The sequence below is a fragment of the Shewanella sp. SG44-2 genome (genome assembly GCF_014164215.1).
GTDB lineage: Bacteria > Pseudomonadota > Gammaproteobacteria > Enterobacterales > Shewanellaceae > Shewanella > Shewanella frigidimarina.
This window is the reverse complement of sequence record NZ_JACJEU010000003.1, coordinates 85821-101971: the sequence shown is the minus strand read 5'-3', so window position 1 is coordinate 101971 and position 16151 is coordinate 85821. Positions and strand designations below refer to the sequence as shown.

The window sequence follows — 16151 nt, the reverse complement described above, 5'->3', positions numbered from 1 at the left end:
AAAAACCATTATCACTTTTAATGTATCTCTTCCAGAGTAAGGGGAAGGTACTGAACGTTTTTTAAACAAAAATAATTTATTTAATGAGTTGTTATAGCCCATAAAATCTTCATGTCTTGGACTATTTTTTGTTTGCAGGTTAAACGAATAGTTCAAAAAGCAAGCACCAATGCGGTTAATCTGTCTTCCAGAGCCTCCACATGAGTGTTGAAATGATACAAAAAAGCCCAAACTCAGTTGGGCTTATTTAACATGTGACGTATCAATTAAGACATTACATTTTGGTCTGTAAATAGTTTTGTAAACCAATACGTTCAATAAGACCGAGTTGCTTCTCTAACCAGTACATGTGGTCAGATTCAGTGTCATCTAATAACACTTCTAAAATTTCACGGCTTTGGTAATCCGCTTTTTCTTCACATAGCGCGATAACTTTACGTAAATGGTCTGCTACATGATATTCGTATGCAAGGTCATTTCTCAGCATTTCTTGCACATCTTTACCAATATTCAACGCTTCACGGCTGCCAACATCTGGAGTGCCTTCTAAAAACAAAATGCGTTGAACTAATTTAGCTGCATGCAACTTCTCGTCGTCTGACTCATGCAGAATACGGGTATACAGTTCATTGAATCCCCAGTCTTCATACATATGAGCATGGACAAAATATTGATCCATGGCTGACAATTCGCCAGTTAATAAACTATTTAAAGCGTCGATGACTTCTGGATGGCCTTTCATGATAATTTCCTATTAGTCGTTAATTTGTGATTGAAGATAATTTTGAATACCCGTTTGATTGATAAGCTCTTGCTGCGACTCAATCCAATCTAGATGCTCTTCTTCGTCTTCGAGTAAATCTTCAAATAAATCGCGGCTAACATAATCTTGCTGAGTTTCACATACCTTAATGGCTTCACGCAAAATGGCAATTTGTTCAGTAATCGCAGCTAGATCACAGCTAAGCATTTCTTCAGCATGCTCACCAATGCGCAATTTATCTAACTGTTGTAGGTTAGGTAAACCTTCAAGAAACAATACACGTTCAATCAGCTTGTCAGCATGCTTCATGTCTTCAATCGATTTTTTATACTCTTTCTCATTAAGCTTTTCCAACCCCCAATGCTTAAACATACGAGCATGTAAAAAATATTGGTTAATGGCGGTCAGCTCACAGGTGAGTACTCGATTGAGTTGGCTGATGACTTTAGGATGACCTTTCATAGTAATGCCCCTCGATAAATAATGTGATCTCGATCAATTACAAATAGGATAAAACACTATAGGAGAAAAAGCAAATTTTCCTTTATTTTCACACACTTACAATTGATAACCATTATCATTATAACTAAGCTTTGTAACTCGTTAGCAATACACGAACATAAAAAAAGCCTTCTAAATGAAGGCTCTTTACAAAGCATTGGTCTATTAACCTTCGCTTTAGGCAATTAACGATGCTAAATAATTCGATTTTGATTGAGCAACTCATTGCGAGCTTGCTCTTTTTCCATACGGCGTTTACGTTTATCACATGGATCGTCACAGTCACATGCTTTCTCAATACCTAAAACACCTAAACCACCACAACTACCTTCTACCGCTTTCTTTTTCACGATATAGCCGATAGACATTAACAAAAAGAACAATAATAACACTACAAACGCTGCTATAAATGTGCTCATTACAAACTCCAATTACTCATTCAGATTATGGTACTACTAGTTGAATTAATCAGTCGTTTCATCAACTAGTTAAAAAATAAAGAAGCTACTTAACATACGATTTAAACGCATCGCTGTAATAGACCTGATAACCCTGTTCTTGCTTCTCAATTAACATTATTGCTAAATTTTTCTCTTTAGCAAGTGCCAATGAAGCCTCAGTTCCTAACACCATCATCGCAGTGGCATATCCATCTGCGGTCATACAACTAGAGTGTAACACGGTTGCAGAGGCAAGTTTATGCTTAATAGGATAACCGTTACGAGGATCAATTAAATGTGAAAAACGTTCGCCATTCTCTTGATAAAAGTTACGGTAATCACCTGATGTTGCTAATGACATTGTCCCAGGCTCAATCACTTGCTGAACGGCTTGGCCTTCTGTAGTAGGTTGCTCTACAGCCACTCGCCATGGGGTATTGTCATCCTTAGTACCTTTAACATTAAGCTCACCACCTATTTCAACTAAGTATCCAGATACATGATATTTGTCTAATATCGCGGCAATCTTATCAACGCCAAAACCTTTTGCTATAGAAGATAAGTCAACATACAGGTCTGCATTATGCTTAGTTAATGTTAAGCCTTTTATCGACAATTCTTTGATGCCCATCTTAGCTTTAGCGTTATCGATTTGAGCTTGAGTCGGGATGGTTGTCGGTCGTTTATCAGGACCAAAGCCCCACAAATTAACCACTGGTCCTAATGTGATATCTAATGCCCCATCAGTCTCCTGATAAAGACGCATACCCTCTTCGATAACCTTAATGGTATCAGCGGATACTTTAACGCTTTGTTGAACTTGTAATTGATTGAACTTAGACAGTTCTGAGTCTGAACGGTAAGTCGACATTTGATCGTTTACGACTTCTAATGCCATGTCAATTTCAGCTTGTAGTAGCTGCGCTTCAGGTAAGCGGTCACTGTTGACCACTTTAATATGATAAGTGGTACCCATAGTACTACCAGATAATGAAATAATAGGCTCTGGTGAACTGCAGGCGCTCACCAATAACAACAACGCTGGCAATAGCAATAACTTGATTGAATTTACAGTCATGTCAAATTTACACTTGTATTAAATAAACAAAAAAAATTGCAGCGTGCAAGACTAGTGTTTAACCACCCTGTCTGCACTGCTGCAATTTCATGACTTACATGTCAATGTGATGAGTTAACTCATTAACCACCGAAATCATCTAATAAGATATTTTCGTCTTCAACACCTAAATCTTTTAGCATACCAATAACGGCGGCGTTCATCATTGGAGGTCCACACATGTAGAACTCACAATCTTCTGGCGCATCATGGTCACGTAAGTAATTTTCATACAATACGTTATGAATGAAACCAGTATAACCAGTCCAGTTATCTTCAGCTTGTGGGTCCGATAACGCGACATGCCATTTGAAGTTTTCATTTTCAGCCGCTAAGCCGTCAAAATCTTCAACATAGAACATTTCACGTTGTGAACGCGCACCGTACCAGAAGCTCATTTTACGCTTAGATTTAAGACGCTTTAATTGGTCAAAAATGTGTGAGCGCATTGGGGCCATACCAGCACCACCACCAATGAATACCATTTCTGCATCTGTGTCTTTAGCAAAAAACTCACCAAATGGACCAGAAATAGTCACTTTATCACCGGCTTTTAAGCTCCAAATGTACGAAGACATTTTACCGCAAGGTAGGGTTAAATTACGTGGCGGTGGCGTAGCAATACGCACGTTCAACATAATAATCCCGAACTCTTCTGGGTAGTTAGCCATTGAGTAGGCACGAATGGTTTCTTCGTCTACTTTTGACTCTAACTTGAAGAAACCGAAGTGTTCCCAGTCGCCACGGTATTTATCAGGCACTTCAAACTCAGCATATTTAACATGATGAGCAGGAGCTTCAATCTGAATATAACCACCGGCACGGAAAGGCACAGATTCGCCATCAGGAATTTGTAGCTTAAGTTCTTTAATGAACGTCGCTTTGTTATCGTTAGAGATAACTTCACATTCCCATTTCTTGATGCCGAAAATCTCTTCATCAAGTTCGATTTCCATGTCAGTTTTCACGTTTACCTGACAAGATAAACGACAACCCTGACGTGCTTCACCTTTACTAATGTGGTCAAGTTCAGTAGGCAGAATATCACCACCACCAGACTTAATCTGTACACGACACTGACCACATGAGCCACCGCCACCACACGCACTTGATACGAAGATGCCGTTGTCTGCTAAAACGCCAAGTAACTTGCCGCCAGCACCTGTTTTAATTGCTTTATCTGCGTCGCCGTTAATACCAATAATGATATCACCGCTTGCCACCAATTTTGATTTAGCGAATAAAATCACTAATACCAAAACCAAGACAATCACAGTAAACATACTCACACCTAGATAGACATCTATTGGAGTAGATTCAAGAATACCCATTCACTTATCCTTAAAGGTTCAAATTAATGCGTCTTCTCAATGTCTCTTAAAGAGAAACACCTGAGAATGACATGAAACCTAGAGCCATAAGACCTGCTGAAACGAAGGTAATACCTAAGCCACGTAAGCCATTTGGCACGTCAGAATATTTCATCTTTTCGCGGATACCGGCTAGCAATACAATTGCTAACGCCCAACCAATGCCAGAGCCAATACCAAATACTACGCTCTCGCCTAAGTTGTAATCACGCTCAACCATGAAAGATACTGCACCGAAAATTGCACAGTTCACGGTAATCAAAGGTAAGAAAATACCTAACGCGTTGTACAAAGGTGGAAAATACTTGTCTAAAGCCATTTCCAAAATTTGTACAAGTGCTGCAATCACACCGATAAAGGTGATGAACTTCAAGAAGCTCAAATCAGCATCAGGGAAACCAGCCCAAGCTAATGCGCCTGGAGCCAATAAACCTTGATAAATAATTTGGTTAGCAGGAACCGAAATAGCCAGTACCACGATAACTGCAACACCAAGGCCCATCGCAGTAGTCACTTTCTTTGAAACCGCTAAGAAAGTACACATACCTAAGAAGAACGCGAGTGCCATGTTTTCAATGAAAACTGAACGAATTAATAAACTAATATAATGTTCCATTGCGTCTACCCTTTTGCTTCAACTTGCTCTGGCTTGTAAGTACGGATCAACCAGATCAAACCACCGATCAAGAAGAATGCACTCGGTGGCAGTAGTAATAAACCGTTAGGCTGATACCAACCACCGTCAGAGATTTTGCTGAGGATTTCTACGCCGAATAATGAACCATTACCAAATAGTTCACGCACCACGCCAACAGACAATAGAATAGCACCGTAACCTAAACCGTTACCGATACCGTCCATAAAGCTCATCATTGGAGGGGTTTTCATTGCGTAAGCTTCAGCACGACCCATTACAATACAGTTAGTAATAATCAAACCTACGAATACCGATAATTGCTTAGAAATGGCATAGGCATAAGCTTGTAATACTTGGTCAACCACAATTACTAAAGACGCAATAATGGTCATCTGTACAATAATACGCACACTGCTTGGAATGTGATTACGAATAAGAGAGATAAACAGGTTAGAAAACGCTGTTACCGCTGTTAATGCAATCGTCATTACTAATGCTGTTTCTAATTTACTGGTAACAGCAAGTGCACTACACACACCCAAAATTTGCAATGCTATTGGGTTGTTATTGATAATCGGTCCGGTCAGAACCTGTTTAAGTTCTTTAGCGTCAGCCATTAGCTTAACCCTCCGTTGCGTGCTTTAGCGATAAAGCTTGCAAAGCCTTCTTTACCTAACCAAAACTCCAATGAGTGTTGTACACCGTTACTGGTCAATGTTGCACCTGAAAGTGCATCAACACCATGAACAGAGCTAGCCACTGTAGGGTTTTTAGTTACACTAATAGCCAAGTCGCCTTGTGCATCAAATAACTGCTTACCTTTCCACAATGCTTTCCATTTTGGATTTTCAACTTCGCCACCTAAACCAGGAGTTTCACCTTGGTCGTAGTAAACAAGTCCTTGCACAGTGTTTAGATCAGCTTCTAGAGCCAAAAATGCGTACATCGTTGACCACAAACCATAACCGTGAACAGGCAAAATCACGCTAGTCAGTTTACCTTCGTCATTACGAACAAGGTAGACAACAGCTTTATCTGCAACACGTTTAATTGAGGCAACATCATTTTCAGGGATAGATGACGTTTCTGTATCACGAGATGCTTTACGTTGATCATAAAGGTTAGCATCACCCTCAACAAATTCACCGGTTTCAAGGTCAACTAAGCGAGCGTCTACATATTGCTCATACTTGCTTAGAATATCTTTCTTGGTGATTTTGCCTTCTTTAGGGTTGATAAGGCTCGCTGCTTCAAGAATATACTTTTGCTTATCCAACAACTTATTTTCTTGCTGAATAGGTTTTAACACCACGGCAGCGGTTGAAACAAGCACGGAGCAAATAAGACATAAGCCGACAACAACAAATAGCGTTCTACCGAACGAATCTTTATTACTAGCCACGAGCAATCCTCCGCTTAATATTTGCCTGTACTACAAAGTGGTCAAATAATGGAGCAAATAAGTTAGCAAACAAGATAGCTAACATCATACCTTCTGGGAATGCAGGGTTAACCACACGGATAAACACCACCATTGCACCAATGAGGAAACCGTATGCCCATTTAGCACTATTTGTGAACGACGCAGAAACAGGATCTGTCGCCATAAACATCATACCAAATGCAAAACCACCTAATACTAAGTGCCAATGCCACGGCATTGCAAACATCGGGTTGCTGTCGCTACCAATAAGATTAAGTAGAGTAGAAATTGCCACCATACCTAACATTACACCACCCACAATACGCCACGAGGCAATACGGGTGTAGATAATGACTAAACCACCGAGCAAAATAGCAAAGGTCGATACTTCACCAACAGAACCCGGAATAAAGCCCATGAAAGCATCAATCCAGTTAGCGTTTGAAGTGTAGTCAAAAGTACCTTGCGCAGCTTGACTCAATGCTGTTGCACCAGAGAAGCCGTCCGCAACAACCCATGAGGTATCACCAGACATGCTTAATGGGTAAGCAAAGAACAAGAAAGCACGGCCAGCTAATGCAGGGTTTAAGAAGTTACGCCCTGTGCCACCGAAGATTTCTTTTGCTACAACCACACCAAAGGTAATACCTAAAGCGACCATCCATAAAGGAATTGTTGGCGGTAGAGTTAATGCAAATAGCACTGAAGTAACGAAGAAACCTTCGTTAATTTCATGGCCACGCACTGACGCAAAGAGTACTTCCCAAAAACCACCGACAATAAATGTTACTGCATAGATAGGTAGGAAGAAGCACGCACCATAGAACATCAAGGACGTAATGCCAGAGTCTGCGGTGAGTTGAGCGCCAAATAATTCAAATAAGCCTACTTGCCAAATATCAGGTGTACCGAAGCCGGCCACCATCGCTATTTGAGCTTGTAAACCTACGTTGTACATCCCGACAAACATTGCCGGAAATGTACATGCCCAAACCGTAATCATCATACGTTTTAGGTCAAGGTTATCGCGAACGTGGGTTGCCCCTTTGTTCACTTTACCTGGAGTGTAAAATACTGTCGCAGCCGCTTCGTAAAGGGCATACCACTTTTCGTACTTACCGCCTTTTTCAAATTGCGGCTCAATACGTTCGATAAAATCTTTCAAGCTCATTAGCCTTCCCTCTCGATCGTATCTAAACAGTCACGCAAATATGAACCGTAGTCATACTTACCTGGACATACGAACGTACACAATGCCAAATCTTCTTCATCTAACTCTAGTGCGCCTAAACGAACTGCGCCATCAAAGTCGCCAGAGAGTAAATCACGAAGTAGCATAGTAGGTAGAATGTCTAAAGGCATCACGCGTTCATAGTTACCAATAGGTACCATTGCACGGTCGGAACCGCCGGTGCTAGTGGTCATATTAAATAAACGTGACGGGCTTAAGTGACCTAAGAACGAACGAGTGATAGAGAACTTATCTACGCCAGGCATAGCCCAACCAAACAATTCTTTCTCGTCACCTTCTTCTAGTACACTCACCTGCTGATGATAACGCCCCAAATAAGCTTGAGGGCCTACCGCAGTACGGCCGCTTAACACTGAACCTGAAATCACACGAACACCATCACCGACCGTTTCATCAGCAGTCAGTTCAGCCATGCTAGCACCTAAAACGGTACGAACAAGGCGAGGGTTTTTCGCTTTAGGACCGCCAATCGCAACCACACGCTCAGTGTTTAATACACCTTGGGTGAACAGTTGACCAAAAGCAATCACATCCTGATAGCCAATATGCCAAACAGTACGTGTTGCTGAAGCTGGAAGAACGTGATGAATATGCGTACCCGCAAGACCTGCTGGGTGTTTACCCGCAAACTCTTGAACTTGGGCATTAGCTGCAGGGATATCGGCACCTTGAGCTTTACATAGGTAAACTTTACCTTCAGTTAATCGTGCTAGGACTTTTAGGCCATTAGCAAAATCTTCTTTATGTTGAGCGATGACTACCACAGGATCGGCAGCAAGAGGTTGAGTATCAATTGCAGTAACGAAAATACCCGCAGCAGTAGCATCTACAGCTGGCACTTTACTGAATGGGCGTGTACGCAAAGCAGTCCACAAACCTGAATCAATCAGATTATCACGAACAACTTGTGCGTCTAACGTGTCTAACTTATCAGCATCGTATTGAGCAAAAGCAACGCTATCGTCACCTTCCACAGCAATAACAACTGACTGAAGTACACGTCTTGCACCTCGGTTGATTTCTAAAATAGTACCACTGGCTAAAGCCGTATATTTAACGCCTAAATTCTTTTTATCTTCAAAAAGAACTTGGCCTTTTTGTACTTTGTCGCCCACTTTGATTTTCATCGTTGGACGTAAGCCAATATACTCTTCACCCAAAGTCGCTACGTGTCTAATGGCTGGGCCATTATGGATAACTTGCTCTGGTCCGCCTGCTATAGGCAGTTCCAATCCTTTCTTAATTGTAATCATATCCACAAGCACTACGTTTGAAGGAAAGACAATGCGCCACGTTCCGCTACAAAAACAAAGTGTTAACAAACACTTGCCATTTGAGCTAGCGCAGATTTAACTCGAAAATGCGATCATAATCACGCTGGTCGCGCGCATTTTACCGCAAATATGAGACTATCGCCACGAAAATTATAGGTGTTTTCAAACCAATACCTAACACAATCGGTGGCTTTTAGATCAGACTAATTAAATTAGAACCTAAGAGTGAATGTTATCTACTCCATTCTGATTTAAAAAACTATAGCATTAATTTTTAAAGAAATAATTTTAGTTGTTTGTTTACAAGAACAGTTACGCCTCAAATAACACTGCCCAAGTGAGTCATCACTTGGGCAGTGTTGGTATTTGGAAATAAAAGGCACAGCAAGCAGCGTTTAAATATTATTCAACATTGCTTATGCCTAGAAAAGACCACCTAGAAATGGCCTTGATAACCAAAGTATGTGGTCATTTCAGACTGTCCTTGGAATCCCATTGCAGTGCGATTTGCCACTAACTCTTCGTCTAACAAATTCTCAACACGAACATACAACTCGTGCTGCTCGGTCAAACGGTAAGTAGCGGCGATATCAACCTTCCATTGACTATCGATAGCGCGCTCATTGGTAAACCCACCTTGATAACCTAACTCCGATTGATACAAAGCTTGCGCCATAATGGACATATTGCCGTAAACAACCCCAGAACTTAACGTCAATTGTTGTTCTGGTACCCAAGGTAATTGGCTATCAGCGGCAAAACATGCCATCAATTCATTGCAATTAGCATTGTCTGTTTCAGCTTGGGTATATTGGTATTTGGCTTTGAAGGGAATTGAAAAGTGATCAAATGTTAGTCCATACGCTATGCTCAAATCTGCGCCGACAACAGAAACATCCTTAATATTCTCTTGTAATGATATTTGTTCATAATCACATATCATGCCCTGCATACAGCTCACATGTTGGCTATCGTAATCATGCATATAAGCCGTCATGGCAATCGATAAAGCATCTTGTTGGTAGCTTAATGCTAATTGATATTGCAACGCTTCTTGCGCTGTTTGTTCAATATTACCGGCTGAAGCGGCTGTCCAAGCTTGTTTAGCTTGTAACGCGGCTAACCACGGCCCACTCTGGTAAGCCACTTCAATAGAAGGCGACCAGCCATCATCAGAAAAGTCTGCAGCATTAAGGCTCGTATTTACATCACCAAGCTCACGAGAAACACTGACATGCTCATAACCTAAACCGAGGTTGATAGACCACTGACCATAATTTAATTTAGTATCTACCGCTGATGAAAATGCCGAGGCATCGTCAGTATACGTCAGTGCATATTCATCATCAGTTGTCGGCGTCAATGATAAATCATTGTTCCACGACCACTCACGTTGACCTAAACGCATTTCAGCTTTATCTGTATGGTAGCGCGCACTATAAGTCACCTGATGCTGACCATACATGCTGACACCTTTTGTTTGCATACCAAACCCAGAGAAATCGTTATTTTGTGTTAACGCTCCTAAGTTCATCCCATCGGTGGTGGGTGTTGTTTCAAACATAGCAATACGAGACAGCAACGCATTATTAATTTGCTCACCATCAACAAACTGCATCTCTTGAGATTGTTGTGAATAGGTTTGATAATAAAAGTCGGTAGCCATCGTTGAAGTAGATGACATGATTAGCTGATGTGCTAACACGTAACGTTGACGTTCGCCTTCAGTATTGTCGGTGCTAGCTGCTGAATATAATTGAGTCGGATTTACTGAAAAATCAACACTGGTTAACCCCAACGCTCCGCGATCAGCTTCTTGTGATGAGTACTGATAACTAAATTCTGTCGTTTGTTGGTTACGTGCTCCGGGTAAACTATCGGCAGCAATTTTGAACAGAATATCTTTCTGTATACTATCTGCATCTCGGGCGACGCGATAACCCACATCGTCAGATGCAGATTGATAATCTACTGCCAGTAACATGCCATTTTGCTTCGAAGTACCACTCAGCACAGCCCCACCATTGATGGCATTATTGTCACTGCCTTCAACGTTGACATCGGTTGCATATTTTTGCGGACTAATTTGTACCGACTGATAGTCAAGCTTACCAAAAGCCGCTTGTGAACTTTCAGTCACACTGGTCATGCTCGAAAAAGACACTTTTTGCTGGTGCATTAAATTGGGTTGCAACACTAAATGTTGTCCAGAATAAGGCGCAGGAGAAAAGAAAATACCATCCTGTAAAATGGCTACACCGTCAGTGGCGCCAGCATGTGTGATAGTAATATCTTGATTTGGTCCGGTAGGTAACACTGTCGCGCCGGTCAATCCTAATGCTATATCACTTTGGCGATAATGAAATTGGCTTATCGATGACTGTTGCAAATCGAGTTGATTATTAAGGTTATCAATAGACTCGGTCACCGTTTCTGCAACGGCATTGGTAGAATGGCAAACATAAAGCACTGCGGCTGCTATCACTGACAGGCTAAATGGGTGGTTAGACATATTAATCTCCGTATATGTGTCTGTTCACGCAAAAAATCGCTTAAAATGACGAATCAGTTAGTAAAATTCGTCCATTACAATAACGGTTTCAGTTACATAAAAATAGCGTACCGTTAACGTTTACTCGACATATTAATATTTGCTTCGCAAAAAAAAGCGGCTAAAGCCGCTTTTTCATTGAGATATCAATTAATCGATTCGATTAAAGGTTACCTAAAATTTCGTCACTCAGTTTCAAGTCATCATTTTGGTTGACGCTCACGCCTGCAGCAATGATCATCCGAGCAATATCTTGCGCTTGTTCTAATGAATGCATTTCATAAGTACCACATTGATATTCATTTAACTCAGGAATATCTTTTTGATCAATTACATTGGTTACGTCAACCATTGCCGCTAACCATGAATCTGCAACTTTACTTTCTGTCGGTTGACCAATCAAACTCATGTAAAAACCGGTTCGGCATCCCATCGGCGAAATATCAATAATCTCTATACCATCACCGTTTAAATGTTCACGCATAAAACCTGCAAACAAATGTTCAAGTGTATGGATGCCACGTTCGCTGAGGATATCTTTATTGGGTGCACAAAAACGTAAATCGAATACAGTAATGGCATCGCCACTAGGTGTGCTCATGTGCTTGGCAACGCGAACCGCTGGAGCATTCATACGTGTATGATCTACGGTAAAACTGTCTAATAAAGGCATTGCTTTCTCCAAAGTAAATAATAATTTGACAATATAAAGCCTAATAACACGATAATATCACTATTTAAGCATGGTCACAGTGAGAGTTTACTGTTGATTTTTGTCGTCTAACTCAAAGCGACTCAAGGCATCTTCTGTGTAACTAAAATAGCGCTTTACAGACTTCTCGTTAGCCATGTAAGACTCAAGTACTTTATTGAATAACGGGTCTTTAGCCGCTTCGCTGTCAAGCACATCATCTCTTGCATATTTTAATGCGCGGATCACTGTGTTGGGAAAAAGTTTAACTTGCACATTATGCTCGTTAAGCAATACATCCATCGCGGCAATATGACCTTGAGTATAATCATCTAACATATCCTGATTGATGGCTCTTGCAGCGACTTTAACAATCATTTTCAAATCATTGGGAAGAGTCGAAAAGGCCTGTTGGTTAATCAAAAACTCCATCGTTGAACCCGGTTCATGCCAGCCAGGATAATAGTAGTATTTAGCCACCTGATGCAGCCCTAGCGATAAATCATTATAAGGCCCAACCCATTCAGCAGCGTCAATTGCGCCAGTTTGCAGTGCGCCGTATAATTCTCTGCCAGCAAGTGCATCAACGGGAACGCCACCGAGCTTCTTGAGCACTTCACCGCCTAAGCCAGGCAAGCGCATTTTGAGCCCTTTAAAGTCTTCTGGGGATGCTATGATTTTATTAAACCAGCCACCCATTTGCATGCCGGTATTTCCCCCAGCAAGCGGTAAAACACCAAAAGGTTGATAAACTTCCTCCCATAATTCCATGCCACCGCCGTAGTGAAGCCATGCATTCATCTGTTGTGCATTTAAACCAAATGGTATTGATGAGAAAAACTGGGCGGCAGGCGCTTTACCTTTCCAATAATATGATGCGCTATGGGCCATTTCTATCGTGCCATTACTTACGCCGTCAAACACCGACAATGCAGGCATTAATTCGCCAGCGCCATAAACAGTAATCACTAAACGACCGTTAGACATTTGCTCGACTAATTGGGCAAATCGTTCCGGAGCCATACCCAAACCGGGCAAGTTTTTTGGCCATGACGTGGCTAAACGCCATTCAATAACTTGGTGAGAAATAAAATCTTTTTGCGGAACAGAACTTAGCTTTGAAGGCGTTTCTTGTTGACAGCCTAACAATAACGTTAAGCCTAGTATCCAGCAGGTTTGTATCACCTTGCTCATGTAAATATCCTATGTCAATCGCACGCTTCTTTTCATAACTGTAACATAATCATAACTAGTGACAAACATCACCTCACTACGAATACAAAATAAAAAGCCTCGCATGTTCTGCGAGGCTTTTTGTATAATTCAGTCAGCACGTTAATAACAATTAACGATTACCATTACCCCTTACAATTAGGGGTCCGAGGTACTTCATCCAAAGCTTGCCATTCTGGTTGGCTATAAGCATTTATGGATAGCGCATGTACACCATTGGCTAATTCATCTGCTAGTGCTTGGTTTACCAAACGGTGACGGGCAAGTAAGCGCTGCTCGCTAAATTGATCACTAACTACAACCACTTTAAAATGGGTTTCTGAGTTAGGCGGCACATGATGACGATTACTCTCATTAATCACTTCAAGATGCAAAGGCGCAAAGGCGTGATTCAATTTATCGGTAATGATTTGTTCGACAGACATAGTGATACTCTTATTAATCCATATCGATGAAATCAAAGGGTACTGGTTTGCCCAATAAAGGTCAAACAAGCGGGCTAAAACTTAAAGTTTGTGCACACATTTTCTCAAGTTGATATCTAAGCATATTAACATCATTGACCTATTTAAGATCCCCCTAGGTCCAGATGTTGTCGCTCCTCACGTGCTGGCCACACTCGAATAATCAGCCTATGTGTTCGTCAGTTTGTTGCTGTTAAGCCTGAATATTTTGTACAATAAAAGTTCACCATTAATTAACGGTAGTAATTAGCAATAATGTGCCGAAAAGTGAAGTTAATACGCGGTTCAGTCACTTTAAGGCGCTTAGGTAAAGCATGTTGCCAGTGTTGCTGCATACCAGGATGCATAATGAGTAAGTCGCCTGATGCCAAAGGGAAAGTAACTTTGGTTTGCGTCGGTTTATGGCGCACAACAAAATCTCTACAGGCGCCTAACGTGACAGAAGCAATTGCCGAACCGGTGATAATTTCAGGTTCATCATCACTGTGCCAGCCCATACAGTCACGGCCATCGGCATAGCGATTAACTAACACTGAGTTACTGTCTATTTGATGCTCACTAAGCAGTTTTGCCCGTAATCGGCTTAACACTTTTGGCCAAGCCAGCGCGGTGATGTGTAATTTTGAATAGTGATAATCACAACCCTGGTCGCCAAACCAAGCTTGGGTGCGAGGAATAAAATGCTGCTTGCCATAGACTTCAATCTCCACGCGATCTAATGGGTATTGCTCTACTTCCATCATTAATAACTGTTGCTGCTTGGGGGACAAAAAACCTTTAATCCAAGTAACCGGCGGACTGATTTGGTTAGTCGTCGTTGGCACAACGACGGTATCTTGAGTTAAGCCATTTTGTAGCTCACCAAAATCTAATCCATGTTGAAATCCTGCCACTCAATCACCCTCTTATCTCGCTTGCCTTAATTAATACCAACGCTTGATTCTCGCAATCCATAAACCTGAAACCACAATGACTGCCATTAGGATTAATACCGAAAAATAACCAAAATGCCATTTTAATTCAGGCATATTGTCAAAGTTCATTCCGTAAATGCCGGCGACTAATGTTAACGGTAAAAAAATCGCAGTGACCATTGTTAACGTCATCATCACCCGGTTAGTTTTATGGGCGCTCACCGAAATATAACCATTGATTAAACTGTCCACTAAACCTTGATAAAGACTGGCACGACTGGATAGGCGTTCAAACTGATTATATAAATAGCTCAATTGTTCATAGTCCATCTTAATATGCAGATGGGTGTCATCGCCAAGTAATTGTTGCAAGATTTCTTCGTGGTAACTAAACGAACGTTTGGCTTTTTGTAACTTACTGCTATAAGCGATTAGCTCTGCTAATAAATCATCAGTAGATACATCAAAAATTTCATCTTCTATTTCCCCTAAACGCTCTTCTAATGCCAACATCACCGCCAGATAATCAATCACAATTTGGCGCATCAATTCAAAACTGACTCGGCTCATTTCTGTACTTTCGAGGCAACCTTGTGCACTAATTCGTTGGATCACTTTGTTAACACTGATAGAAGGTTTCAGGTGTTGGGTAACCAAGAAGCGGTCATTGACATGCAGCAATAACTGGCTGCGTTCGAGCAAAAGATACTCATCTCTAGCCATAAGCTCGTGGGTTAACAAATATGAATGTGAATCATATTCTTCAAACTGGGGTGGGTGACGTTCTCGCTGTGCTTCTTCAAAATCGAGATGATCAATGCCAAACAAAGGGTATTGCTTGAAAAACGCTTGGCTATGCTGGCCTGAAATATCGACCCATATTAGCTGCAGTTGTGGATCATACTGGCTCATGAGAGTCTCATCACCTTGTGATAACAGCTGACCTTGCGCATTAAATAATAGTATTTGTATCGTCATGAATAACCCTTTCAGCAACCCATTATTACAATATAGACGACCTAAAGGATCATTTCTGACTCGCCAGCCGTTTCAATGTGTTGTTTAATCTGCTCAAAATGACTATTCACCCAGGCGCTACTGATTGGGCCCCAAGTTGAAATGCGATAATAACCTTCATTATGCCGCTGGCCTTGTTGCACAAAATCCACTTCAATACCAATATCAGCAAATGCCGCTATCGCATCTTGCAATGTCCTTCTTGGCATAAGAGTCAATTTATGTAAGCTTAATAAGTTGTGTTGCTCTTCATCCAGCAGGTGCGCTAAATACAATTTTCGTAGAAATGCTTTTTGCGATTTATTGATCACGTAATTATTCGAAAACATCCTTCACACACCCTATTACCTCTACATCACTCAGTAGAAATTACTGCATCTGTAGTCAATCACGCAAGCACTATTGCCAGAGCCAGCCCAATGCGGCTGAATTAATCGCGGCATTGTGACTGAATTAATCATGGATATAAGGATAATTGATTGATTTATCAATAACCCACTATGA

General features: G+C 41.2%; 17 protein-coding genes. All 17 read right to left on the bottom strand.

What is annotated here, in order from left to right; genetic code table 11:
- Positions 1 to 274: 274 nt before the first annotated feature.
- Positions 275 to 742: a bacterioferritin gene (gene bfr / locus H5181_RS03300; RefSeq protein WP_059746496.1), complete on the bottom strand. Its 468-nt coding sequence runs from the start codon at positions 740 to 742 to the stop codon at positions 275 to 277.
- Positions 743 to 754: 12 nt separating this feature from the next.
- Complete coding sequence (gene bfr, locus H5181_RS03295; RefSeq protein ID WP_011636431.1) at positions 755 to 1225, bottom strand: bacterioferritin; 471 nt, start codon at positions 1223 to 1225, stop codon at positions 755 to 757.
- 233 nt (positions 1226 to 1458) lie between these two features.
- Positions 1459 to 1683: a (Na+)-NQR maturation NqrM gene (gene nqrM / locus H5181_RS03290; RefSeq protein ID WP_011636430.1), complete on the bottom strand. Its 225-nt coding sequence runs from the start codon at positions 1681 to 1683 to the stop codon at positions 1459 to 1461.
- Positions 1684 to 1768: 85 nt separating this feature from the next.
- Complete coding sequence (locus H5181_RS03285) at positions 1769 to 2782, bottom strand: FAD:protein FMN transferase (RefSeq protein ID WP_102037564.1); 1014 nt, start codon at positions 2780 to 2782, stop codon at positions 1769 to 1771.
- Positions 2783 to 2904: 122 nt separating this feature from the next.
- The gene (gene nqrF / locus H5181_RS03280) at positions 2905 to 4152 is read right to left on the bottom strand and encodes an NADH:ubiquinone reductase (Na(+)-transporting) subunit F (protein WP_011636428.1); all 1248 of its coding nucleotides are present in this window, start codon (positions 4150 to 4152) and stop codon (positions 2905 to 2907) included.
- Positions 4153 to 4198: 46 nt separating this feature from the next.
- The gene (gene nqrE / locus H5181_RS03275; protein WP_011636427.1) at positions 4199 to 4807 is read right to left on the bottom strand and encodes an NADH:ubiquinone reductase (Na(+)-transporting) subunit E; all 609 of its coding nucleotides are present in this window, start codon (positions 4805 to 4807) and stop codon (positions 4199 to 4201) included.
- 5 nt (positions 4808 to 4812) lie between these two features.
- Positions 4813 to 5445 carry an NADH:ubiquinone reductase (Na(+)-transporting) subunit D gene (locus H5181_RS03270; RefSeq protein WP_011636426.1) on the bottom strand — a complete coding sequence of 211 codons (633 nt, stop codon included), beginning with the start codon at positions 5443 to 5445 and terminating at the stop codon, positions 4813 to 4815.
- Positions 5445 to 6230 (bottom strand): Na(+)-translocating NADH-quinone reductase subunit C, encoded by a 786-nt coding sequence (locus H5181_RS03265; RefSeq protein WP_182750221.1) that lies wholly within the window; start codon positions 6228 to 6230, stop codon positions 5445 to 5447. Before H5181_RS03265 ends, H5181_RS03270 begins: the two co-directional genes overlap by 1 nt.
- Positions 6223 to 7422, bottom strand: coding sequence for an NADH:ubiquinone reductase (Na(+)-transporting) subunit B (locus H5181_RS03260; RefSeq protein ID WP_011636424.1), 1200 nt, complete (start codon positions 7420 to 7422; stop codon positions 6223 to 6225). The genes H5181_RS03265 and H5181_RS03260 overlap by 8 nt, the downstream gene beginning before the upstream one ends.
- Positions 7422 to 8756, bottom strand: coding sequence for a Na(+)-translocating NADH-quinone reductase subunit A (locus H5181_RS03255; protein ID WP_123883911.1), 1335 nt, complete (start codon positions 8754 to 8756; stop codon positions 7422 to 7424). Before H5181_RS03255 ends, H5181_RS03260 begins: the two co-directional genes overlap by 1 nt.
- A gap of 457 nt (positions 8757 to 9213) precedes the next feature.
- Positions 9214 to 11289 (bottom strand): TonB-dependent receptor, encoded by a 2076-nt coding sequence (locus tag H5181_RS03250; protein ID WP_182750220.1) that lies wholly within the window; start codon positions 11287 to 11289, stop codon positions 9214 to 9216.
- A 202-nt stretch (positions 11290 to 11491) separates the two neighbouring features.
- A complete protein-coding gene (gene luxS, locus H5181_RS03245; RefSeq protein ID WP_011636421.1) occupies positions 11492 to 12001 on the bottom strand; it encodes an S-ribosylhomocysteine lyase in 510 nt (169 codons plus the stop codon).
- Between the two features lie 87 nt (positions 12002 to 12088).
- Positions 12089 to 13213 carry a TRAP transporter substrate-binding protein gene (locus H5181_RS03240; protein ID WP_182750219.1) on the bottom strand — a complete coding sequence of 375 codons (1125 nt, stop codon included), beginning with the start codon at positions 13211 to 13213 and terminating at the stop codon, positions 12089 to 12091.
- A gap of 164 nt (positions 13214 to 13377) precedes the next feature.
- Positions 13378 to 13677, bottom strand: a complete 300-nt coding sequence (locus H5181_RS03235) for a BolA family transcriptional regulator (protein WP_011636419.1) — start codon at positions 13675 to 13677, stop codon at positions 13378 to 13380.
- Positions 13678 to 13949: 272 nt separating this feature from the next.
- The gene (locus tag H5181_RS03230; RefSeq protein WP_182750218.1) at positions 13950 to 14609 is read right to left on the bottom strand and encodes an alpha-ketoglutarate-dependent dioxygenase AlkB; all 660 of its coding nucleotides are present in this window, start codon (positions 14607 to 14609) and stop codon (positions 13950 to 13952) included.
- A gap of 30 nt (positions 14610 to 14639) precedes the next feature.
- Positions 14640 to 15608, bottom strand: a complete 969-nt coding sequence (locus H5181_RS03225; RefSeq protein ID WP_059746502.1) for a magnesium transporter CorA family protein — start codon at positions 15606 to 15608, stop codon at positions 14640 to 14642.
- A gap of 41 nt (positions 15609 to 15649) precedes the next feature.
- Positions 15650 to 15976, bottom strand: coding sequence for a winged helix-turn-helix domain-containing protein (locus H5181_RS03220; protein ID WP_011636416.1), 327 nt, complete (start codon positions 15974 to 15976; stop codon positions 15650 to 15652).
- Positions 15977 to 16151: the final 175 nt, after the last annotated feature.